Source organism: Paenibacillus sp. FSL F4-0243 (assembly GCF_037963295.1).
GTDB lineage: Bacteria > Bacillota > Bacilli > Paenibacillales > Paenibacillaceae > Paenibacillus_AQ.
Map to the genome: position 1 here is coordinate 3,039,364 of NZ_CP150151.1, position 19,116 is coordinate 3,058,479.

Sequence of the window (19,116 nt, forward strand, 5' to 3'; positions counted from 1 at the left end):
GTGTCGCTCACAAAACTTTTAGGAGGAAACAAATGAGCTTTTTCAGGAAGTTAAAAGAAAGCATTTCCGGCAAAACGGAAAGTGTAACCAAACAATTCCGCGACGGATTAGAGAAAACCCGTAAAGGCTTTGTCGAGAAGGTAGCAGATCTGATTATCCGCCGTAAAAAAATAGATGAAGAGTTCTACGAAGAACTGGAAGAAATCTTGATTGGTGCGGACGTAGGTGTTAATACAGTAATGACACTTGTCGAGGATCTGCGCGCCGAAGTGAAGCAAAAACGAATTGAAGATGCAGCTGAGCTGCAACCCATTTTGTCCCGTAAGCTCATGGAATTGCTGCGCGGCGATGACGATAACAGCCTGAAGGAAAATCCGGATGGCATTACAGTTATCTTGTTCGTTGGGGTAAATGGAGTAGGCAAGACGACTACGATCGGTAAACTAGCACATCGTTACAAACAAGAGGGTAAAAAAGTTCTTTTGGCCGCAGGGGATACGTTCCGTGCCGGAGCGATTGAACAGCTCGAAGTTTGGGGTCAACGTGCTGGCGTAGACGTAATTAAGCAACAAGCTGGCTCTGACCCAGCCGCTGTTATGTTCGATGCTGTTCAAGCGGCTAAGCAGCGGAATGTAGATATCTTGATTTGCGATACGGCAGGCAGACTTCAGAATAAGAGCAATCTGATGGAAGAGCTCAACAAGATTTTCCGCGTTATTCAAAGAGAAATTCCTAGTGCTCCGCATGAAGTACTGATGGTGCTAGATGCGACCACAGGTCAAAATGCGCTTACTCAGGCCAAGCTATTTGGTGAAAAGAGTGGGGTAACAGGGCTCGTCTTGACGAAGCTGGATGGTACAGCTAAAGGCGGAATTGTAGTAGCCATTCGTCAGGAAATGAACTTACCAGTGAAGCTCGTAGGGCTCGGAGAAAAGATGGAAGACTTGCAGCCATTCGATTCTCAGCAGTTCGTGCATGCTCTTTTTGCCGGATTAATTGCTGAGGAAGAGTCAGAAGAATCGGAAGAGTAAGTGTAATCCATCCCTACACATGATCATAAAGAAGTCATATTTACAAGGAATGTCCTCGAAGCTATATTTAGTTTATGAGGGCATTCCTTTTTTATAAAATATTTGTTAGTTGTTAATGTAGTGACCTCTAAGGAATTCTTAAAAAGTACAAATGCATCGCGTAGGGTATCCCTTTAAATAACAGCTTTCCCTCACTAATAAGCCTCCAGAAGCGATATTCTATAAATGAGGTACTGATAAATAAATTCCACTGCCCTATAATTGCACCTACAATAAGTCCTGCATTTACGAAATGATCTCCCTGTTCATTCTTTTGCAGTTGCAGAATTAAGGATAGAATGTCTTCGTCATAGTATGTTTCGGGTACATTCGTTAGCTGACCTTTGGACCAGACTCGAAGCATATCCTCAGTGTTGCTGATTTCTTGCCACTCCAGCTCATACTGTTTTCTCTGCGCGGAGGTAAGGGGTTGCGTATTTTCGGTGTTTTTGATAATAGTTTGCACAGCTTCGTTTGGGAGCTGACCCAGGGACTGGGGAGATAAGCTCATGGTAAATTGTTCAGCAATCCCGGGAAGCTCCTCATAAGCTTCGATTGGATTTATAACATAAATAGGTTGCTTCCTCTCACTAAGAACAGAAAGTGCAAATCGTAAACCTGTCTGATCATGGGAGTTGTTTCCGCACCAAATAGTGATTTTTTTGTCCTCGGGAATTTCTTTTAAGGTCTGAATCATGGCTCCCAGTTTATGCTGGGGATTGAGATGATAACCCTGATCCGGAAATCGTTCCTGAAACCATAACTCACGGGCTTGACACCCTTCATCATTAGGTAATTTGCACAGCGGTCCAGCAGAGAACGTCTCATTAAATGAAAGTACTCTTATTAAATGACGACTGCCTACACGACTAAGTGCTACCTTCATCGAACCAGCTTCTGACAAGCCAAATAAAAGAAAAATATGATCCCGCCTAGCCTCTTCCTGCTCCATGGTCATAGTATATTTGTGATCCATTTGTTCACTCTCCTAACGCTCCAAATTATACCATATAACTGAAATCACCTTCCCAGACAACTATATAAAAAATACAACATATGAAAAATTCATAATAGTAATGCTTGTCACTACTCCTGCATACAATTCAATGAAGAAACTACATTTCAGCTCCGGCAACCTATATAAGAGAGAAAGGAAGCGATTCCAAAACACGGAAATATTCAGAGATCGCATTTCTCTGTTATATATATTGACATCGGTGATAGGATTTACGTATTATGGGAATACAAAACAATATTTTCTTGGATATTTTCAGAAATTAAAGTATGAATTGTTAGTAAAGATAACATTTATCGAAAGGAGTCGGGCTCATGTCCAAATTAGATCCTCTGCCAGGTCTGTCTCCGTATCCGCTGCAACATTTTTTCGATGAAATGTATGCAGATAAGAGAAATGTCCGGCCGCATTACAGACATGTGAATCGCATGTTTTCCGGAATGAGCTCCGAAGAGCTGCAGGGTAAGCAGAATTTGATGCAGCGCAGGATGATGGAGGAAGGAATTACTTTTACGCTATACAATCCGGCTCAGGATCATCCCATGGAGCGTACGATTCCCTTCGATATGATTCCACGCATTATTCCTAAGAATGAATGGGAGAGGCTAGAGGCTGGAATTATTCAGCGTATCACGGCTTTGAATCTGTTCATTCATGATATCTACCATGAGCAGTACATCGTAAAGGATGGAATAGTCCCAAGGCGTATGATCATCTCTAACTGTTATTTCCGGCCAGAAATGGCTGGTCTAAGGGTACCTGGTGGAGCCTACATCACTACCTCGGGAATCGATCTGATCCGCCATCATGATGGGCAATATTATGTGCTTGAAGATAATCTACGAACGCCTTCAGGTTTTTCATATCTTTTTAAAGGCAGAACCCTTATGAATCAGTTGTTTCCTGAATTGTCCTTTGCCAGCTCCATCCGAGATGTTGATCATAGCTTGAATCGCTTCTTATCCGTTCTACGTAGTTTATCACCCTCACGAAAGTCAGACCCGGTTATAGCACTCCTTACACCTGGGGAATATAATTCTGCTTATTATGAGCATGCTTTTCTAGCACAACAGATGGGTATACATTTGGTTGAAGGACGAGATTTGGTTGCAAAGGATCACAAAATATATTTGAAAGAAATGAACGGACTTCGCCGCGTAGATGTACTATATCGCCGTTTGGATGATGATTTCATCGATCCGTTAGCTTTTCAGCCGGATTCACTTCTAGGGGTGGCGGGTCTGATGAATGCGTATCGGGCAGGGAATGTAGCGATTGCTAATGCCCCGGGGACTGGTGTTGCTGATGATAAAGCGATGTATGTCTATGTACCGGATATGATTCGTTATTATCTGAATGAAGAACCGATTCTTGGGAATGTCCCGACCTATTTGCTAGGCAGGCCTGATGAACGTTTATATGTCCTTGAGAACCTATCTGAAATGGTTGTTAAGGAAACCTCTTTATCCGGGGGATATGGAATGTTGATCGGAAGCGAAGCTACGAAAGAAGAACTCGCTGAATTTCGAATGAAGATTATCGCAGATCCGGAACGTTATATAGCACAGCCTATTATGTCTCTGTCCAGAGCACCTGTATTGTCTGGTGGGACTATGGCACCGAGACATATCGACCTTCGAGCTTTTGTATTAATGGGTGCTGACCGTAAGCCACATGTTATCCCTGGGGGATTGACACGGGTGGCTATGAAAGAAGGGTCTTTGGTCGTAAACTCCTCGCAAGGTGGTGGCGTAAAAGATACTTGGGTCATGGCTTGATACAATCTAGTGAGGCTCGTTGATGATTAACAAAATGCAGCATCAATTTGTTAAATAAGGGAGTGGCTGGAGATGCTGAATCGAAATGCTGAAGCTTTGTTCTGGATCGGCAGATATATTGAAAGGGCAGAGAATCATGCGCGGCTAATCAATGTTCATTATCATATCCAGCAGGAAGAGGATTTTCATGAAGAAGGAAATAAATGGTCAAGGTTAATCGATGCGCTAGGCGTTCGAGGTGAATATATGCAGCAGTTCGAAACCTTTTCCGAGCAGGATGTCCTATCTTTCATCACACTTGATTTAGGCAATTCTAATTCATTATTCTCTTGCGTACATCATGCCAGAAATAATCTGCGAACACTCCGTCAGCAGCTTCCAAGTGAATTATGGGATGTTGTCAACAGCTTCAACCTATGGCTTGGTGAGCGGTCTGTTGCAGATATTATGAGCGGCCCACATCAGTTCTATCAGCAGGTTAAGGAGCGTACAGCCATGTTTCTCGGAGCAGAGCAGTCGGTAATGCTTAGAGGGAATGAGTGGCATTTCATTGAGAGCGGACGGTTTCTAGAGCGGGCAGAGAATACAACTCGTATCTTGCAGGCGGTCATTGCCTCATGCCGATTTAAGGAGCTTGACGCGGTTTATACTCAGTTGCAGGCGGTGCTTAAATCCGTTAGTGGGTACCAGGCGTTTCGCCGTTATTATGCAGATGCTATGTCCCCGGAGAGCATTTTAGATTTCTTGATTGCGAATCCCAAATTTCCGCGTTCCATTCGTTTTTCTTTTCATCAGCTGGAAGAGCATTTAGCAAAGCTTGAACTAGATCCCTCAGAGAAAGGTTCAGGTCATGAGAAGGTTATCCGGCAAGCGGGTAAGCTAAAAGCAGAACTGGATTATATGGAAAAGGAAGAAATGTCCGGCGAGCTAGTGGAAGATTTGCTTAAATCGCTGGTGATATCCTGTCAGAAACTTGGTAAAACAATGGAGGGCGCCTTTTTTCGGCGAGAAGGAGTGTCTGTATGAAGATTCAAATCAATCATACCACCACATACAGCTATCCAGAGCCGGTTACGGACAGTGTCAATGAGATCAGACTCACGCCACGTACGAATTATCGCCAATCCTGTTATCACCATGAAGTGGATATTTACCCGCCAGCCAATCTATTAACCTATGAGGATTTCTTCGGGAATCGGGTCCATGCCTATTCGGTTAATAAGCCGCATACGGAGATGGTCATCCACACTAAAGCTACTGTAGTTACACTGGATAAAGCTCAGGGGACAGATCTCCCGAGAACATCTCTTGAAGAACAAATTAGATTGTTAAATGATGAGGGATTTCAGAACCGTTATATTGAGTTTATATTGCCGACTCGTTATACCGAGGTGACGCCTGAATTAGTGGAATTTGCCTCACAGTACCCTTTTAATGAAGCAGAGGATATGTATGAATGGATTCTTAAATTATCTGCGACGATTTATGAACAGTTCACCTATGACCCTGAGGCTACAAGTGTAAATACTACGGTAAAAAAAGCACTGAAGCTTAAACGCGGTGTATGTCAGGATTATGCTCATCTAATGATTGCTGTCTGCCGTAGTGTCGGTCTGCCTTCCAGATATGTAAGTGGATATCATTTTGTTGGTGATCTGCAAGGGAGTAATGCTAATTTTGAGCAAGCTTCTCATGCTTGGGTGGAGACTCACATTCCGGGTACAGGTTGGCTTGGTTTCGATCCGACAAATAATGTTGAGGTCAATTGGCGCTACATTAAGTTAGGTCACGGACGGGACTACAAAGATATTGTACCTGTAAAAGGTGTATATCGTGGTGGAGCGGGCACTCTGACCGTGAAAGTGGATGTGCGGAAGCTGGACAATTAGATGTATAGATCTAGATGAAACTCTCAGTTCAAGTTTTTGAACGGGGAGTTTTTTTGTGAAGATGATTCCAGTGTGCATGTATTTGGGTAATCTTGATCCATAGTACATCACTAAGAGATCTTAAGGGAGAGATTACATATGAGTCCAAACATAGCTAAGAAACAAAGATTCATTGGAAAAACAGCAATTATAACAGGAGCGGGCTCAGGAATTGGTCGGGCTACCGCTATTAAGCTGGCGAGGGAAGGTGCTAATGTAGCGCTTTTTGATTTGAATCTTGAACGTACCTCATCTTTGGCGGATAAGCTGAACAAGTTTCGGAAAGATTGCGCATTGGCCATAGAGGTAGATACTTCAGATGAAAAAGGGATGGAGGAAGCCGTTCGCAGGACTGTCGAACAATTCGGCGGCTTAGATGTAGTATTCGCTAACGCGGGAATCAATGGTGCGGTGGGACCAATAGAGGAACTGAGCCTGAGTGATTGGGAGCGCACGATGTCGGTGAACTTGACGGGGACCTTTTTGACCTTGAAATATACGATCCCTCATCTGAAGGATAAAGGGAAAGGTAGCATTATCATCACTAGCTCCATCAATGGGAATACTAGATTTGCCAGCTTTGGGTGGTCTACGTATAGTACTACCAAAGCTGGACAGGTAGCTTTTGCCAAAATGGCTGCACTTGAGCTAGCTAAGTTTAAAATTCGAGTGAATGTGATCTGCCCCGGGGCGATTGCTACCAATATAGATGAAACCACGGAAATGAACGAAGAAGTAGAAGCGATCGTCATTCCGATTGAATTTCCCGATGGTGCGCAGCCGCTGGCGGATGGGCCGGGTAAACCGGATAATGTTGCCGATCTAGTTTCTTTTTTGGCTTCCGATGAATCTATTCATATTACAGGTGCGCAAATTGTGATTGATGGAGCAGAGTCCTTATTATCCTAATTTAGAGATCGCTTCCCGGTATCGTTCATACCAAACGTTCCATTCAGCTTTTCGTGACTCCAGCGTCGTACCATCCAGAAGATGCTGGATCACGTCCAGACATACATGCCAGCCAGCTAAATCTCGGGGTGTGTGTGGCGTGAGCGTTCGGATCGTTTCATTCAAGACGAGTAAACATCCTTCTGAATTAGGATATAGCTCAAAGCGAACGGAATCATCAGCCCACGTAAATTCAAGAACAGATTCATGTTGCAGGGCGGTAATCGTCATTTCCTCAAAGGTGCCGTCTTGCATATCAAACTTGATTAATCCCCCTTCACGCAGGTCTTCAACACGTAATTCAGTGAACCATAAAGCAAGCTTCTCATTCTCTGTCAGAAAGGACCATATTTCTGATGCGGGATGTTTTAGTTGACGTTCGAAACGAGCGACATAATGATCATCTGCTTTTTTGAGGTTAGCTATCATGTTATATTTCTCCTTTGGACTACTGCTGTAGTCCTTTTTTTATTGTTTAGGAAATTATACAATACAAAAAAATGTGGATAACTCCGAAGAAAGAGGAAGGAGGGGTGAACGTGAAGAAGCAGGAGACATGAAATAAACGAGGAGTCATCCGTCAGATTCTAAAAACCGAGCGGACCTTATATCCTCCGAAATGCATGTTTTAGTCGAGCCTACGGACAAATGTAAGCGAAAAACCGAATACAATGTGCCGCCGGTAACGTAAACGAGCCAAATGTATGCGAAAAACCGAATACAATGTGCCGCCGGTAACGTAAATGAGCCAGCGCTGTTATTCGCCCCAGATCACCCGGGAAGGGGCTTGTTATTAGGGAACAAGTGCAATACGGTCCGTCCCTAATATATGTGCTCATTTCATCAAAATAAAGCCATTCGGTCCGTAAGCGGAACCTCACTACGAAGGTGTATATGGATACGAGTATGGAATTACGGATGTACTCAGCTTGTAACTCTACCTCCAAGGACGACGTCAGGCGTTTTTCTTGTTGAGTTGAGGCTTATTAGAACGAGTATAACAATTGTTCGCATGAAAAAAAACTATTGTACGGTTTGGTTAGGCGTCTGTAATATGTTGCGGACAGGGAGCAGAGAATGATGGTGTAGCAGAATGAATTGAATTTGCGGAATGGGGACTCTTGAGTCCTGAGCGATCTGCGGAGGCGAATATGAGGATGCGCAGACTTTTCGGACTGCAGAGCTCTTATTTCCACAATTTCTATTAAAAATAGGGTGTATTTGCGTGAATAGGTGCAACTGAGTCCGATAGTGTAGCAAAATAGCCTGAAATTGCGAAATAAGGGCTCCTTAGTCCGAACGATCTGCGATGACGAGGAAGATTCATAGAACGGAGAAGGATCGCCTTTTATAAGAATGCATTGCGGCAGTTTGATGTAAATCTACAGTTTTTTATGCTAAAATAGACGCAATTCTGCTTACCATACTTTTGCTTAGGCGGGATAGATCATAGTAGTGGTATTGGTGAAGGAGGCTGCGTATATGGGGATGATGTCCTGGCTGGTTGAGCAGCGGATTCAGGAATCTATGCGTAATGGGGAATTTGGAGATTTACCTGGGCATGGCAAGCCACTGGAGCTTGAGGATTTATCGGGCGTGCCAGAAGAATTGCGCATGTCTTTCAAAATTATGAAGAATTCCGGGCTGGTGCCCGAGGAAGTATCTTTGCGTGCAGAATGCGTTACCCTCGAAGGGCTGCTTGCTGCCTGCCACAATAGCGGAGGCGCTGAAACTAGTGAAGGTAAGGCAATCCGGGCAAAATTGTCTTTGAAAAGGCTGCGTCTGCAAGAGCTTCTGCGTGAACGAGGCTTAGATAGTAATCCTGCTTTTATGCAATACAGTGTTCAAATACATGAACAGATAATTAGGGAAGAAGAATAACGCTTATTAGGGTCCTGTTGTATGGACATGAGGATAAATAGTGTGAAATAAAAGCAGCTCTTAGTCCATAAAGAGACGAAAGAGCTGCCTTTTTGCGTGCTTCGTTTCACAAGTGTCATTTTACTTGCTTGAAATATACCCATTCTGGATCACCATCGTCTAAATTCTCAATGATTCCGCTTCTTACAAATCCTAGAGAAAGACACACTTGCTGCATGATCGTATTGGATTCATTGGTGGAAGTAAACAGCTTGGGGGTTGGAGAGTGTTCTTCAATGTAACGAATAAGTGCACCGGCAATGCCAAGACGTCTGAAATTGGGATTCACAATTATGAGCTGAATAAAACAGCATTCGAAAAAAGTGGTATCGTAACAAGCAAAACCGACAGGCTCACTGTTAATCGATGCTACAACACATTGCTCATTTAGAATATATTGTTCAATTTTAGGTTTGCGAATTTCGCTGCCAATGACCATGCTATCGATCTTGCTGAGTATAGATAAATCTGAAATAGTGGCTTTAGTTACGAGCATTTTAGAAAGTCTCCTTTTTTATAATATAATAAAGTTATACTTGAAATGGTAAGTACAGATTGTCTTGATCTTTGAAGTTTTTTCGCACATGATGAATAGGGTTTAGACCACATCAAAGGAAATCATAACATATTATTACAAACGATGGAGAGATATAATGAAACAGCTTCCAATAATACAGGTGCTTCCAGACCTGAAACACATACTTCGCTCAACAAGGGCGGCTGTTCTGATCGCAGAACCCGGTGCGGGCAAAACAACTGGAACGCCTCCGGCATTTCTGGACGAGCCATGGATGGCTGGTAAAAGCATTCTTATGCTTGAGCCTAGAAGACTTGCCGCTAGATCAGCTGCAACTTACATGGCTTCCAATCTTGGAGAAAGTGTTGGACAGACGGTAGGTTATCGGATGCGGAACGACACTAAGGTAGGCAAGAATACACGAATTGTTGTAGTGACTGAAGGTGTCTTAACGAGGATGCTTCAGAGTGATCCATCGCTAGGGGATGTGGGGCTGATTATTTTTGATGAGTTCCATGAGCGTAGTCTACATGCGGATCTGGGACTTGCTCTGGCGCTGGAAGCGCAGGCTGTGCTGCGTGATGATCTTCGGATTCTGATTATGTCAGCAACACTAGATAGTGAACGGGTCTCGGTTATGCTGGGCGATGCGCCAGTGATTGATTGTCCGGGACGAACCTATCCGGTGGAAACTATCTATACCCCAACTACAGGGAATCTTCCGATTGAAAAATCGGCCACAGCCGCAGTGAGACGTGCGCTTGCTGAACAGCCGGGAGATGTACTGGTATTCTTGCCGGGTGAACGGGAGATTCGCAGAACCCAAAATGAGTTGGAACATGGAAAACTGCCTGTCGGGGTAGTGCTTCGTCCTTTATACGGACAATTACCACAGGCTATGCAGGATGCTGCAGTGGCTCCATCCATAAACGGCGAACGTAAAGTCGTACTAGCGACCTCCATTGCGGAGACAAGCTTGACAATCGAAGGTGTGCGAACGGTAATTGATACAGGGCTGCGTCGCACGCAGATTTTCTCTCCGCGTACGGGAATGCCAAGTCTTACGACGGTTCCGGTATCGAAAGCCTCTGCCGATCAGCGGCGAGGACGGGCCGGGCGGACAGCTCCGGGCGTATGCTACAGGCTGTGGAGTCAGGAGGAGCATAATCGCCTTCCGGATGACAATGTGCCGGAGATTATGGAGACGGATCTTGCGCAGCTCGCTTTGGAGCTGGCGCTGTGGGGCGTGCGCGATCCTGCCGCGCTAGCTTGGCTTGACGCGCCGCCCGCTGCGCCCTATGCGCAGGGCACCGCGCTGCTGCGCCAGCTCGGCGCGCTGGACGCCGGCGGCGCCATCACGCCGCACGGCCGCAGCATGGCCGCGCTTGGCGCGCACCCGCGAGCCGCGCATATGCTGCTGCGCGCGGCAGAGCTTGGCGCAGCACCGCTCGCCTGCCGGCTGGCGGCGCTGCTGCAAGAGCGGGACCTGTTCAAGGGTCCCGCGGCACTAGATTGCGACCTCACGCTCCGCGTAGAGGCGCTGCTCCGGTTCGAACGCTCCGCCGATACGGGCGGAGCGGACTCTGCGGCTCTGCGCGCGGTGGTGCGCGAGAGCCGTAATTTCCTGGCGCAGCTGCAAGCAGCGCCAGGCGGGACCGTGAACGACATCAGCCTCTGCGGGCTGCTTCTGTCGTTCGCCTATCCCGACCGGATCGGGCAGAAACGCGGTGATGGCGCGTTTCTGCTCTCCGCCGGTCGTGGCGTGGCCATGCGGGAAGGGCAACCGCTGGCCCGATCCGCTTATATTGTGGCCGCGTCTGTTGACGATCGAGCCACACAAGGTGCAATCTTGCTGGCAGCTGAGCTAGAAGAAGGACAATTGCTTAAATATCATATAGATCACATCACAGAGGATTCTGACGTGTATTGGGATAAAGAAAGTGGAAGTGTGAAGAAACGCCGCCGAACGATGCTTGGAGCTCTTGTCTTAAAAGAAACGTCACATGAAAGACCCTCCTCAGAAGAAACAGCGAAAGTACTGCTAAGTGTAATCGCAGAGGATGGGATTGATATCTTACCGTGGGAAAAGGGACCTCTGCAGCTTCGTGAGCGGCTCATGTTTATGCACGCCTTACGTTCAGATTGGCCGGATGTCTCTGATGAAGCATTAATTGAGATGCTTGATGAATGGCTATTACCTTACATTCACGGTATGCGTAACTTGCGTGACCTTCAGCGAATCCCGTTATCCCGTGCGCTTGAGGGGTTCCTGGACTGGAATCAGCGACAGCTTCTTGAACAGGAAGCGCCGACACATATAACAGTTCCTAGTGGTTCGCGTGTGCCCGTGGACTATGTTAATCCAGCTGCTCCCGTACTGGCTGTGCGTTTGCAAGAGATGTTTGGACAGTTAGACACCCCTAGAATTGGTGGGGGAAAGGTACCTGTCTTGCTTCATCTTTTGTCACCGGCAAGAAGACCGATGCAGGTGACTTCTGACCTGGCAAGCTTTTGGCGTGGTACTTATTTTGAGGTTAAAAAGGATCTAAAAGGACGTTATCCTAAGCACTATTGGCCAGACGATCCCTTGCAAGCAGTTCCGACCAATCGAACACGTCCCAAGAAATAATAGGGTCCTTCGTGCACTTGAAATTTTAATTAGATGTTTTGTCTTCAGCTTACAGGGTAATTAACTAGCGAAGACAATTACTAAGGAGGGCTTCAAGTGACTAAAAAAATCGTAGGTATCTTTGATACAGAACAAGAAGCAACCAGAGCAATTGAAGGACTTCACAATCAAGGGTTCAGTAATGAAGAAATATCAGTAATCACACGTGATCGTGATGAGCTAAGACATATTTCGGATGATACAGGCACAAAAGCTCCCGAGGGCGTTGCAACAGGTGCAGCTACAGGTGGCGTATTGGGTGGTGTTACCGGACTGCTAGCAGGTATCGGAGCGCTCGCAATTCCGGGGATTGGTCCTATACTGGCAGCGGGACCTATTGTGGCAACGTTAACAGGTGTAGCCGTGGGTGCAGGTGCAGGTGGCTTAGTTGGTGGCTTGATCGGTCTTGGCATTCCTGAGGATGAGGCAAAAGAGTACGAAGGATACGTTGAAAGTGGCAAGATCCTTGTGCTTGTTGAGGATAATGGACGAGGGTATCAAGCGCATGATGTGTTCCGAGACAATCGCTCACTAAATGCTCAGCGTTACGAAGGCGTCTATAACGAAGACACTCGACTGGGTAATTCGATGGCTAACAGAGCAGACCGAACGGCTGAAGTTTACAACCGCGATAAAATCTAAAATGTTAATCGACCTACTTTTACTATAAACAATCCATTAAAGACTGCACCTCCTAGCGATAAGCTGTGAGGTGCAGTCTTTATTATACATGTGGTATGATATGGATAATAATCCAAATTATAATTGGGATTTTGAGAAGTAACTAGCAATCTTATACTTAGAGGCTGTTCTTAAGGAGGGCGTAGATGAAGATATTTGTAGCCGGTGCGGCGGGCGTGATTGGACGGCTATTGCTACCTAAGTTATTAGAAGCGGGGCATGAGGTTGTCGGAATGACCCATAAGGAAGAAAATAGAGCATTTATTGAGAAGTGTGGAGCACAGGCGGTAATCGCGGATGTCTTCGATCGAGAGGCCATATTTGCGTCCATTCACAAAGCACAGCCAGAAGTGGTTATCCATCAGCTAACTTCACTAAGTCAGCGGAATTTCTCAGATAATTCCAGGATAAGAATAGAAGGAACACGAAATATTGTGGATGCATCTCTTGCAGCTGGCGTGGAACAAATCATTGCACAAAGTATTTCATGGGCTTATGAAGCTGGAGATGTGCCAGCTACGGAGGAAACTCCTTTAGATCTTAAGGCTTTAGAGCCTCGGAGAAGAACGATTGAAGGTATATACTCACTAGAGAAAGCAGTTGCCGAGATCCCCAATCATGTGATCTTGCGGTATGGAATGTTGTACGGCCAAGGAACATGGTATGACACTAATGGCTATATGGCAGAGGAAATTCGTCAAGAACGAATGACAGCGACAGATGCCGTTGTATCATTCCTACATGTGGAGGATGCAGCTAACGCAGCGGTGCTTGCTCTGAACTGGCCTTCAGGCCCTGTGAACATCGTAGACGACGAGCCTGCTAAAGGATTGGATTGGTTATCAGCTTATTCAGATACCATAGGTGCTCCTGCTCCTAATGTTCAAGAAGGCAGAGCAGGATGGGAACGGGGAGCCTACAATACGAAAGCTCGAATGGATTACGAATGGAGTCCACTATACCCGTCATGGAGATCAGGATTTGCTCGGAGCTTGAATGTCCAGAGTGAATGAATTCAGCTACTGAAAGGAAGTGCAGTATGAGTTTACTTCTTGTGATTTTGTTCTTTATTGGTTTAATCATGATGATTAGCAATCAATATGCGATGATCAAGAAAATGGACGAAATGAATGAGTCACTAAGTGAAATTAATAATAAACTTGGCTAGCTAAAGTTGAAAAGGAGTGATGACGTGGGGGTAATAAAAAATTTCTCTCTAGTGGTCGTGAATTTAATCGCGGATCTATGGTTTGGAATCATACGAAAACCTGAATTTTATGATAATCACACGGTTACTAGAACAAAGAGAGGGTATGTCCTATTTGTAACGTTAGCAGGTATTATCGCTGTGGGAACCGCCATTTGGCTATGCTCTAGAATTTATTGAGGATAAGACTGCCAATAGGCAGTTTTTTTTTATTATAAGGTTTCTTCTTATATATTGGACTTCCAGATGCAATTACACTTGCTGTAGTTTAGTAAATAATCATTATAAATGTTTATTACCAATCATTTACTTTAAGAAGTGATACTATAGAAAATAGAAGGTGAAGTATCAGCGAGGAGGAATTGTACATGCAATTAATGGGATGGTCCGAGGATGAAATATCGTATGAGCTAAGTAATGATTATTCAATTCGTAAGGCTGAATCGGAAGAGTGGGGAGTGTATTGCTCCATTTATTATAATATTCAATATATTGGCTTTTTTAGAGAAGATGGGTTCAATTCTGCCCAAAAGAATGCTTTTTGGATCTATAAAGGGGAGGCGAAAATAGGTGGAGTAAGGATGTCACCTAATCGGATCTATCATTTATTTGTTATTCCACCCTTTAACGATACATTTGTGGTGCTTAAACTTCTAAAAAAGCTTTTGATATATTGGTCTGACCGAACGGAGCCTATAAAAACATTTGAGGTTCTACCGGATCAAGTTCATTTATTTGCGCGGGCAGGATTTTGGCCTGATGAATTCAGATGTCGCTGGATGCAGCGTCCTACAGATCATTTTGAGGTGGAATGGAACGAAGAATTTAGAATTGAAAGTCCACAGATCGAAGAGGATGGAAAAGGAGCTAAACGCTTTATTCTTGAAGATCAGATCGCCGAATGTAGCTACGCTAGCTTTGCCGGAAGTCTCGAAGCGACCAGAAGAAAGCAATTTTCCTATGAAGATTTTATTCCAAGTGAAGAACCGAATTATACGAATGAAGCATTACTTACCGCGTCAACGCTTGTGTATGATAGGAAATCGGGACAGTTAATTGCGAATTGTCTCTTGGGCTTACAAGGAGATTACGCAGCAGTTTATAGTATTGGTGTAATGCCCGGTTATAGAGGCAAAGGGATAGCGACACTGATGTTGAAAAGAGGACTAAGTCTCCTTAAAGATAAGTATCCTTTCCTTAGACTATATGTCATGGAAGGTAATGATGCGGAGTCTGTTTATACGAATCTAGGATTTGTTCCAGGAGTACAAGAGATACAGAGCATGTATATTCCAGTGAACGATAAAGCATAAAAGTTTTCGGCGTCCTTATAAGGGCGGTAAGCGCTTAAGCAAGTATAGGCGGGGAATTTATAGTTTCTAAAAATAAAAAAAAGGCTGCCGGATGGCAGCCTTCTTCATTCTATCTAGGCATGTGAGGTTATGGGAAACATGAAATGTTTAGGTAGTTCTTTTAAAAATGGACGTACAAATAACGTATCCTCACTCTGGGGAATTAATGCTGACTCTATGTGATCTATGGCATAATCTGGTGTGAAATAAAAATGTATAACCTCCGTTTCAGGAGAAATAATGCTATTCAATATCGCGTTAATATCTATACTTTTAGTACTGATAATATCAAAAATATGAAGCTGATGCTCCTCATGTCTAAAGACCACTACGACGTCAGCTTCTTCAATATAGTAAAAAGAATCATGGAAAGGAAGGATAAAATAAAACAGCAGCTGATGTTCATTGTTTACAACGCTGAGTATAGAGGACACCGGAATTTTTTCTTCAGCGAATTTTTTTATCATGGTGAAATCAACGGAGTTATTCATAGATAAGGGACGCACAGAGAAGATTTTAGACGTTTGATTTCTAAGATTAGAAGCGTTAATCGAAAAGCTGCTTTCTTGCATACGTTCAAATCCGAATTTAGGATAAAAGTCCAAAGCACTGTCGTTTGCAAATAAGTAAATGAAGTCATATTCATGTTCGTATTTCGCGATAATATGATCTATTAATTTCCTGGATAATCCTTGCATGCGATAATCAGGATGTGTCATTACAGTGCCAATTTGAATGGCGTTATACTCTTTTTGATTTATGAGAATCGTCATTTTGTTTATGGACGTATTAGCGATCACATGGTCCCCATCGATATAGGAATAACAAATATACTTGTCACTCCAGCCTCCTTGTTCATACCATGGGGAAAAATCAATCCCGAAGATTGATTTAGCTAAGGAATTAAAGCTTTCTTTATATTTTTCGATATGCTTATAATCACTGACCAATTGGTAATCACTCATTAGTTTGCCTCTTTTCCAAAGTGTTTTTCATAGTCACGTTTAATGGTTATATCTTACTACATGGTTATAAAGTAATGTTTATTATAAAAAAACAATCCCAATATTATTTGGAGGCTAGAAAATGAGAGAGATAGATTATAGCAATTATTACTGGAAAGACGAGAAAATAAGATTACGATCAATACAAGAAGGGGATTGGGAAGGCTATTATACGAATCGTTTTGATACCCCAGCACGGCGACTCTTACAATGTGCAGTTGAACTACCACCCACCATTGCCGAAGCAAAAAATTTTGCGGAGACTTACGCTGAGTTCTCATCGGATAGACTAATGTTTACGATCGAAGATTTGCATGGTGAAAATGTTGGCGGCGTAAATCTGAACAGCATTGACGAGAAAAATGGTACGTTCAGCATAGGTGTGCAGGTGGATAAAGATCATCGAGGTAAAGGGTATGGAACGAGAGCTATAACCATCCTCTTAAAATATGCTTTTTTCGAGCGACGGCTAAATAAATTCAATGAATGTGCGCTTGAAGGTAATGAAGGTTCTATAGGGATGTTAAAGAAAGTCGGCTGTGTGCAAGAGGGCGTGCGACGGAAAGTCATTTACACGAACGGACGATATTATGATTTGATATTGTTTGGATTGACGAAGGAAGAATTTATGGAACAAAACGGAGATGAGCAATCATGAGCGCAATCGCTCGATCAAGGGATTTTCGAGTAATATAGTCCGTTCCACAACATCCCGCAATACTCCCATTATGTGGGAGTTTTTTTGGATTTTACTTACTATACAGAGACATAAAATGTAAGTTTATAGTCAATTATTTGATTTGTATTTTTAATTATAGATATTTGGAAAGCGTTTTCGTATTGAACGATATCCGCTATTATAAGAGGGTAACTAAAAATATGAAAGTTCAGTGTAAAATAGCATCTAAGGAAAAGAGGGCTACGTATGAATATTTTAATTATTGAAGACGATCCCAGCATTCAAATGCTGCTAAAATTGAGCTTAGAGGTGGAAGGGTATCAGACGAAAGCTGTAGGAACGGTGACTAAGGCGTGGGATGAACTTGCAACATGGTCTGCCGATTTAATACTGTTAGATCTTATGTTACCTGACCGTTCCGGGTTCGAGCTTCTTCAAATGCTTCAACAACAGTATAAGTCAGTCCCGGTAATCGTGCTCACCGCTAAGAATGAAATGAATGATAAAATCCTTGGCTTTCAGTTGGGAGCAGACGATTATCTAACGAAACCTTTTGAGACAAGGGAACTTATCGAGCGCATTAAGGCAGTTATGAGACGAATGAAGATGGTGGCGCCTCCTGAAGTGATCAAGATTGGACCTATTGAAATTGATAAGAATGGACGTACTTGTAAGATAGGGGAACAATGGCTTAAGACAACTAGTAAAGAGTTTGACTTCATGTGGCTCTTATGTGCTCATCCTAAGAAAGTTTTCACTCGCGAAGACTTGCTTGATCAGGTCTGGGGTTATGATTATTATGGGCATACAAGATCCGTGGACATGGTGGTAAACCGTCTTCGGGAGAAAATGAAACCCAACGAGCATCTGATCGCCACTATACATGGGACAGGCTATAAGCTGGAGGTATAGAAGATGGGGCTGCGAAATAAAATGTTTATTCAGCATGCCGTTACGATTGTTATGCTGCTCACAGCGATGTTTTTTATCGTTAATTATACGCTTAACCAAAGTATGATTAAACGGGATACTCAGACTTTAAGTCAGTATTTTGGCTTGCATCGTATTGAGGCATTGAAGATTGTCAGTGATCAGAAAATTAATATAGAACAATTATTTTCAGGTAAGTACGCCCCCTTTATTGCGTCGCATTTGGCGTCAAACAGCAATTTTCAAGTACAACTATTCGCACTAGATGAGACGATTGTTGGGAGCAGCAGCGATAAAGAAAACTTACTTAAACGTAACGATATTCAGAAAGCGCTTACTGGTAATGCTGCCACAGTCATAACTGCAGGTGAAGGTACACAATATCTAATCTACTCAGTTCCCTTCTGGTATGAAGGAGAAATTGTGGGTGGATTTCGATATTTATTGGACCTCCATGAGAATTTGCAGACATTAAACCAGATGCGCACATGGTTCATCGCTGCAGCTGTAGGATGTTTAATTTTTTCGCTTATGGTCAGCTATTCATTCTCATCTTTGTTGGTGAGGCCTCTACATGCCTTGCAGCAGGCGCTTAAGCTTGTATCCATTGGCGATTTTAGCAGAAAGATACAGGCGAGTAGTCAGGATGAGGTAGGAGAATTAGCCAAGGATTTCAATCATATGTCGGATGCGCTGCAACATCATATCAAAATGTTAAAGTATGAACAGGGAAAGCAGAAAGCTTTCTACGACAACATAACTCATGAATTAAAAACACCATTAACTTCGATTATCGGGTTTTCGGATTTAATTGAAAGAATGAATAAGAAGGATGATATACAGGAATGTAATACCTATATCCGTAAAGAGAGTACTCGGTTGTTAAATATGGTTGAGGATTTGTTACAGACCTCACTGATTGGTGATGAGGCTTGGCGTATCAAGCTGGAGTGTACTGATTTAGGGGCTGTCATTATGGATAGTCTACGTATCTTAGAGCCGACCCTTCAAAAATCCGCGATTGTTACCACGCTAAAGATCTCAGCTTGTGAAGTGAATTTAGATCCCAAGAGAACTCAGCAAGTTCTATTTAACGTGATTGATAACGCTATTAAGCATAGTGAATGTACAAATCTCTATATCGAGTTAACGGAGCATGGGGACTGTGGGCTGGTTCGTATCATAGATAACGGGAGAGGGATATCACAACAATTGCAAAGTATATTATTTCTACCCTCGGCAGAGAAACAGGATCGTATTATTTCAAACGAATCACATGGGTTAGGATTACCTCTATGTAAACAGTTTATGGAACTTCAAGGAGGGAGTATCGTCATTACTAGCTCGGAGAAGAAGGGGACAGAGATTCAGCTGAGATTCCCCTTAACACAACAAATGTAAGCGCTGTTACAAAACTGA

General features: G+C 43.6%; 18 protein-coding genes. 14 read left to right on the forward strand and 4 right to left on the reverse strand.

What is annotated here, in order from left to right:
• Positions 1-32: 32 nt before the first annotated feature.
• The gene (gene ftsY / locus NSS87_RS13425; RefSeq protein WP_042187710.1) at positions 33-1,031 is read left to right on the forward strand and encodes a signal recognition particle-docking protein FtsY; all 999 of its coding nucleotides are present in this window, start codon (positions 33-35) and stop codon (positions 1,029-1,031) included.
• A 127-nt stretch (positions 1,032-1,158) separates the two neighbouring features.
• Here ftsY and NSS87_RS13430 read toward each other — a convergent pair whose 3' ends face one another.
• On the reverse strand, positions 1,159-2,046 hold the full coding sequence (locus NSS87_RS13430) for a DUF1835 domain-containing protein (RefSeq protein ID WP_052404267.1): 888 nt from the start codon (positions 2,044-2,046) through the stop codon (positions 1,159-1,161).
• A gap of 353 nt (positions 2,047-2,399) precedes the next feature.
• Here NSS87_RS13430 and NSS87_RS13435 point away from each other — a divergent pair, with 353 nt between their 5' ends.
• The 4 genes from NSS87_RS13435 to NSS87_RS13450 all read left to right on the forward strand — a co-directional run bounded on the left by NSS87_RS13435 (position 2,400) and on the right by NSS87_RS13450 (position 6,700).
• Positions 2,400-3,863 carry a circularly permuted type 2 ATP-grasp protein gene (locus tag NSS87_RS13435; protein WP_042127226.1) on the forward strand — a complete coding sequence of 488 codons (1,464 nt, stop codon included), beginning with the start codon at positions 2,400-2,402 and terminating at the stop codon, positions 3,861-3,863.
• 72 nt (positions 3,864-3,935) lie between these two features.
• A complete protein-coding gene (locus tag NSS87_RS13440; protein WP_042187712.1) occupies positions 3,936-4,889 on the forward strand; it encodes an alpha-E domain-containing protein in 954 nt (317 codons plus the stop codon).
• Complete coding sequence (locus tag NSS87_RS13445; protein ID WP_042187715.1) at positions 4,886-5,752, forward strand: transglutaminase family protein; 867 nt, start codon at positions 4,886-4,888, stop codon at positions 5,750-5,752. Before NSS87_RS13440 ends, NSS87_RS13445 begins: the two co-directional genes overlap by 4 nt.
• Positions 5,753-5,890: 138 nt before the next feature.
• On the forward strand, positions 5,891-6,700 hold the full coding sequence (locus NSS87_RS13450) for an SDR family NAD(P)-dependent oxidoreductase (RefSeq protein WP_042187718.1): 810 nt from the start codon (positions 5,891-5,893) through the stop codon (positions 6,698-6,700).
• Here the strand turns inward: NSS87_RS13450 and NSS87_RS13455 are convergent.
• A complete protein-coding gene (locus NSS87_RS13455) occupies positions 6,692-7,168 on the reverse strand; it encodes an SRPBCC family protein (RefSeq protein WP_339247708.1) in 477 nt (158 codons plus the stop codon). The two genes, NSS87_RS13450 and NSS87_RS13455, sit on opposite strands and share 9 nt — an antisense overlap.
• Positions 7,169-8,221: 1,053 nt before the next feature.
• On the opposite strand from NSS87_RS13455, the gene NSS87_RS13460 reads away from it, so the two are divergent.
• Complete coding sequence (locus tag NSS87_RS13460; protein WP_042187722.1) at positions 8,222-8,620, forward strand: DnaJ family domain-containing protein; 399 nt, start codon at positions 8,222-8,224, stop codon at positions 8,618-8,620.
• A 115-nt stretch (positions 8,621-8,735) separates the two neighbouring features.
• Here the strand turns inward: NSS87_RS13460 and NSS87_RS13465 are convergent, their stop codons facing one another.
• Positions 8,736-9,155 (reverse strand): GNAT family N-acetyltransferase, encoded by a 420-nt coding sequence (locus tag NSS87_RS13465; protein ID WP_042187724.1) that lies wholly within the window; start codon positions 9,153-9,155, stop codon positions 8,736-8,738.
• 157 nt (positions 9,156-9,312) lie between these two features.
• Between NSS87_RS13465 and hrpB the strand changes: the two genes are divergently transcribed.
• The 5 genes from hrpB to NSS87_RS13490 all read left to right on the forward strand — a co-directional run bounded on the left by hrpB (position 9,313) and on the right by NSS87_RS13490 (position 15,045).
• A complete protein-coding gene (gene hrpB, locus NSS87_RS13470; RefSeq protein ID WP_339247710.1) occupies positions 9,313-11,805 on the forward strand; it encodes an ATP-dependent helicase HrpB in 2,493 nt (830 codons plus the stop codon).
• 96 nt (positions 11,806-11,901) lie between these two features.
• Positions 11,902-12,486: a general stress protein gene (locus tag NSS87_RS13475; protein ID WP_339247711.1), complete on the forward strand. Its 585-nt coding sequence runs from the start codon at positions 11,902-11,904 to the stop codon at positions 12,484-12,486.
• A 185-nt stretch (positions 12,487-12,671) separates the two neighbouring features.
• Positions 12,672-13,538: an NAD(P)-dependent oxidoreductase gene (locus NSS87_RS13480; protein ID WP_339247714.1), complete on the forward strand. Its 867-nt coding sequence runs from the start codon at positions 12,672-12,674 to the stop codon at positions 13,536-13,538.
• A 26-nt stretch (positions 13,539-13,564) separates the two neighbouring features.
• Complete coding sequence (locus NSS87_RS13485) at positions 13,565-13,693, forward strand: hypothetical protein (protein ID WP_256716254.1); 129 nt, start codon at positions 13,565-13,567, stop codon at positions 13,691-13,693.
• 407 nt (positions 13,694-14,100) lie between these two features.
• On the forward strand, positions 14,101-15,045 hold the full coding sequence (locus tag NSS87_RS13490; protein ID WP_339247716.1) for a GNAT family N-acetyltransferase: 945 nt from the start codon (positions 14,101-14,103) through the stop codon (positions 15,043-15,045).
• A 113-nt stretch (positions 15,046-15,158) separates the two neighbouring features.
• Here the strand turns inward: NSS87_RS13490 and NSS87_RS13495 are convergent, their stop codons facing one another.
• Positions 15,159-16,049 (reverse strand): GNAT family N-acetyltransferase, encoded by an 891-nt coding sequence (locus NSS87_RS13495; RefSeq protein WP_339247719.1) that lies wholly within the window; start codon positions 16,047-16,049, stop codon positions 15,159-15,161.
• Between the two features lie 121 nt (positions 16,050-16,170).
• On the opposite strand from NSS87_RS13495, the gene NSS87_RS13500 reads away from it, so the two are divergent.
• The 3 genes from NSS87_RS13500 (at position 16,171) to NSS87_RS13510 (ending at position 19,098) form a co-directional block, all read left to right on the forward strand.
• Entirely contained in the window at positions 16,171-16,746 is a 576-nt protein-coding gene (locus tag NSS87_RS13500) for a GNAT family protein (RefSeq protein WP_339247722.1), read from the forward strand.
• A gap of 267 nt (positions 16,747-17,013) precedes the next feature.
• Positions 17,014-17,679 carry a response regulator transcription factor gene (locus tag NSS87_RS13505; protein ID WP_076298889.1) on the forward strand — a complete coding sequence of 222 codons (666 nt, stop codon included), beginning with the start codon at positions 17,014-17,016 and terminating at the stop codon, positions 17,677-17,679.
• 3 nt (positions 17,680-17,682) lie between these two features.
• Positions 17,683-19,098 carry a HAMP domain-containing sensor histidine kinase gene (locus NSS87_RS13510; RefSeq protein WP_339247726.1) on the forward strand — a complete coding sequence of 472 codons (1,416 nt, stop codon included), beginning with the start codon at positions 17,683-17,685 and terminating at the stop codon, positions 19,096-19,098.
• Positions 19,099-19,116: the final 18 nt, after the last annotated feature.

Excerpts from the sequence above, each read along its gene's own strand:
- NSS87_RS13440 (WP_042187712.1), top strand. The coding sequence starts at position 3,936 with ATGCTGAATCGAAATGCTGAAGCTTTGTTCTGGATCGGCAGATATATT.
- NSS87_RS13510 (WP_339247726.1), top strand. The coding sequence starts at position 17,683 with ATGGGGCTGCGAAATAAAATGTTTATTCAGCATGCCGTTACGATTGTT.
- NSS87_RS13450 (WP_042187718.1), top strand. The coding sequence starts at position 5,891 with ATGAGTCCAAACATAGCTAAGAAACAAAGATTCATTGGAAAAACAGCA.
- NSS87_RS13430 (WP_052404267.1), bottom strand. The coding sequence starts at position 2,046 with ATGGATCACAAATATACTATGACCATGGAGCAGGAAGAGGCTAGGCGG.
- NSS87_RS13495 (WP_339247719.1), bottom strand. The coding sequence starts at position 16,049 with ATGAGTGATTACCAATTGGTCAGTGATTATAAGCATATCGAAAAATAT.
- NSS87_RS13435 (WP_042127226.1), top strand. The coding sequence starts at position 2,400 with ATGTCCAAATTAGATCCTCTGCCAGGTCTGTCTCCGTATCCGCTGCAA.
- NSS87_RS13460 (WP_042187722.1), top strand. The coding sequence starts at position 8,222 with ATGGGGATGATGTCCTGGCTGGTTGAGCAGCGGATTCAGGAATCTATG.
- NSS87_RS13480 (WP_339247714.1), top strand. The coding sequence starts at position 12,672 with ATGAAGATATTTGTAGCCGGTGCGGCGGGCGTGATTGGACGGCTATTG.
- NSS87_RS13445 (WP_042187715.1), top strand. The coding sequence starts at position 4,886 with ATGAAGATTCAAATCAATCATACCACCACATACAGCTATCCAGAGCCG.
- hrpB (WP_339247710.1), top strand. The coding sequence starts at position 9,313 with ATGAAACAGCTTCCAATAATACAGGTGCTTCCAGACCTGAAACACATA.
- NSS87_RS13465 (WP_042187724.1), bottom strand. The coding sequence starts at position 9,155 with ATGCTCGTAACTAAAGCCACTATTTCAGATTTATCTATACTCAGCAAG.
- NSS87_RS13490 (WP_339247716.1), top strand. The coding sequence starts at position 14,101 with ATGCAATTAATGGGATGGTCCGAGGATGAAATATCGTATGAGCTAAGT.
- NSS87_RS13500 (WP_339247722.1), top strand. The coding sequence starts at position 16,171 with ATGAGAGAGATAGATTATAGCAATTATTACTGGAAAGACGAGAAAATA.
- NSS87_RS13455 (WP_339247708.1), bottom strand. The coding sequence starts at position 7,168 with ATGATAGCTAACCTCAAAAAAGCAGATGATCATTATGTCGCTCGTTTC.
- ftsY (WP_042187710.1), top strand. The coding sequence starts at position 33 with ATGAGCTTTTTCAGGAAGTTAAAAGAAAGCATTTCCGGCAAAACGGAA.
- NSS87_RS13505 (WP_076298889.1), top strand. The coding sequence starts at position 17,014 with ATGAATATTTTAATTATTGAAGACGATCCCAGCATTCAAATGCTGCTA.
- NSS87_RS13485 (WP_256716254.1), top strand. The coding sequence starts at position 13,565 with ATGAGTTTACTTCTTGTGATTTTGTTCTTTATTGGTTTAATCATGATG.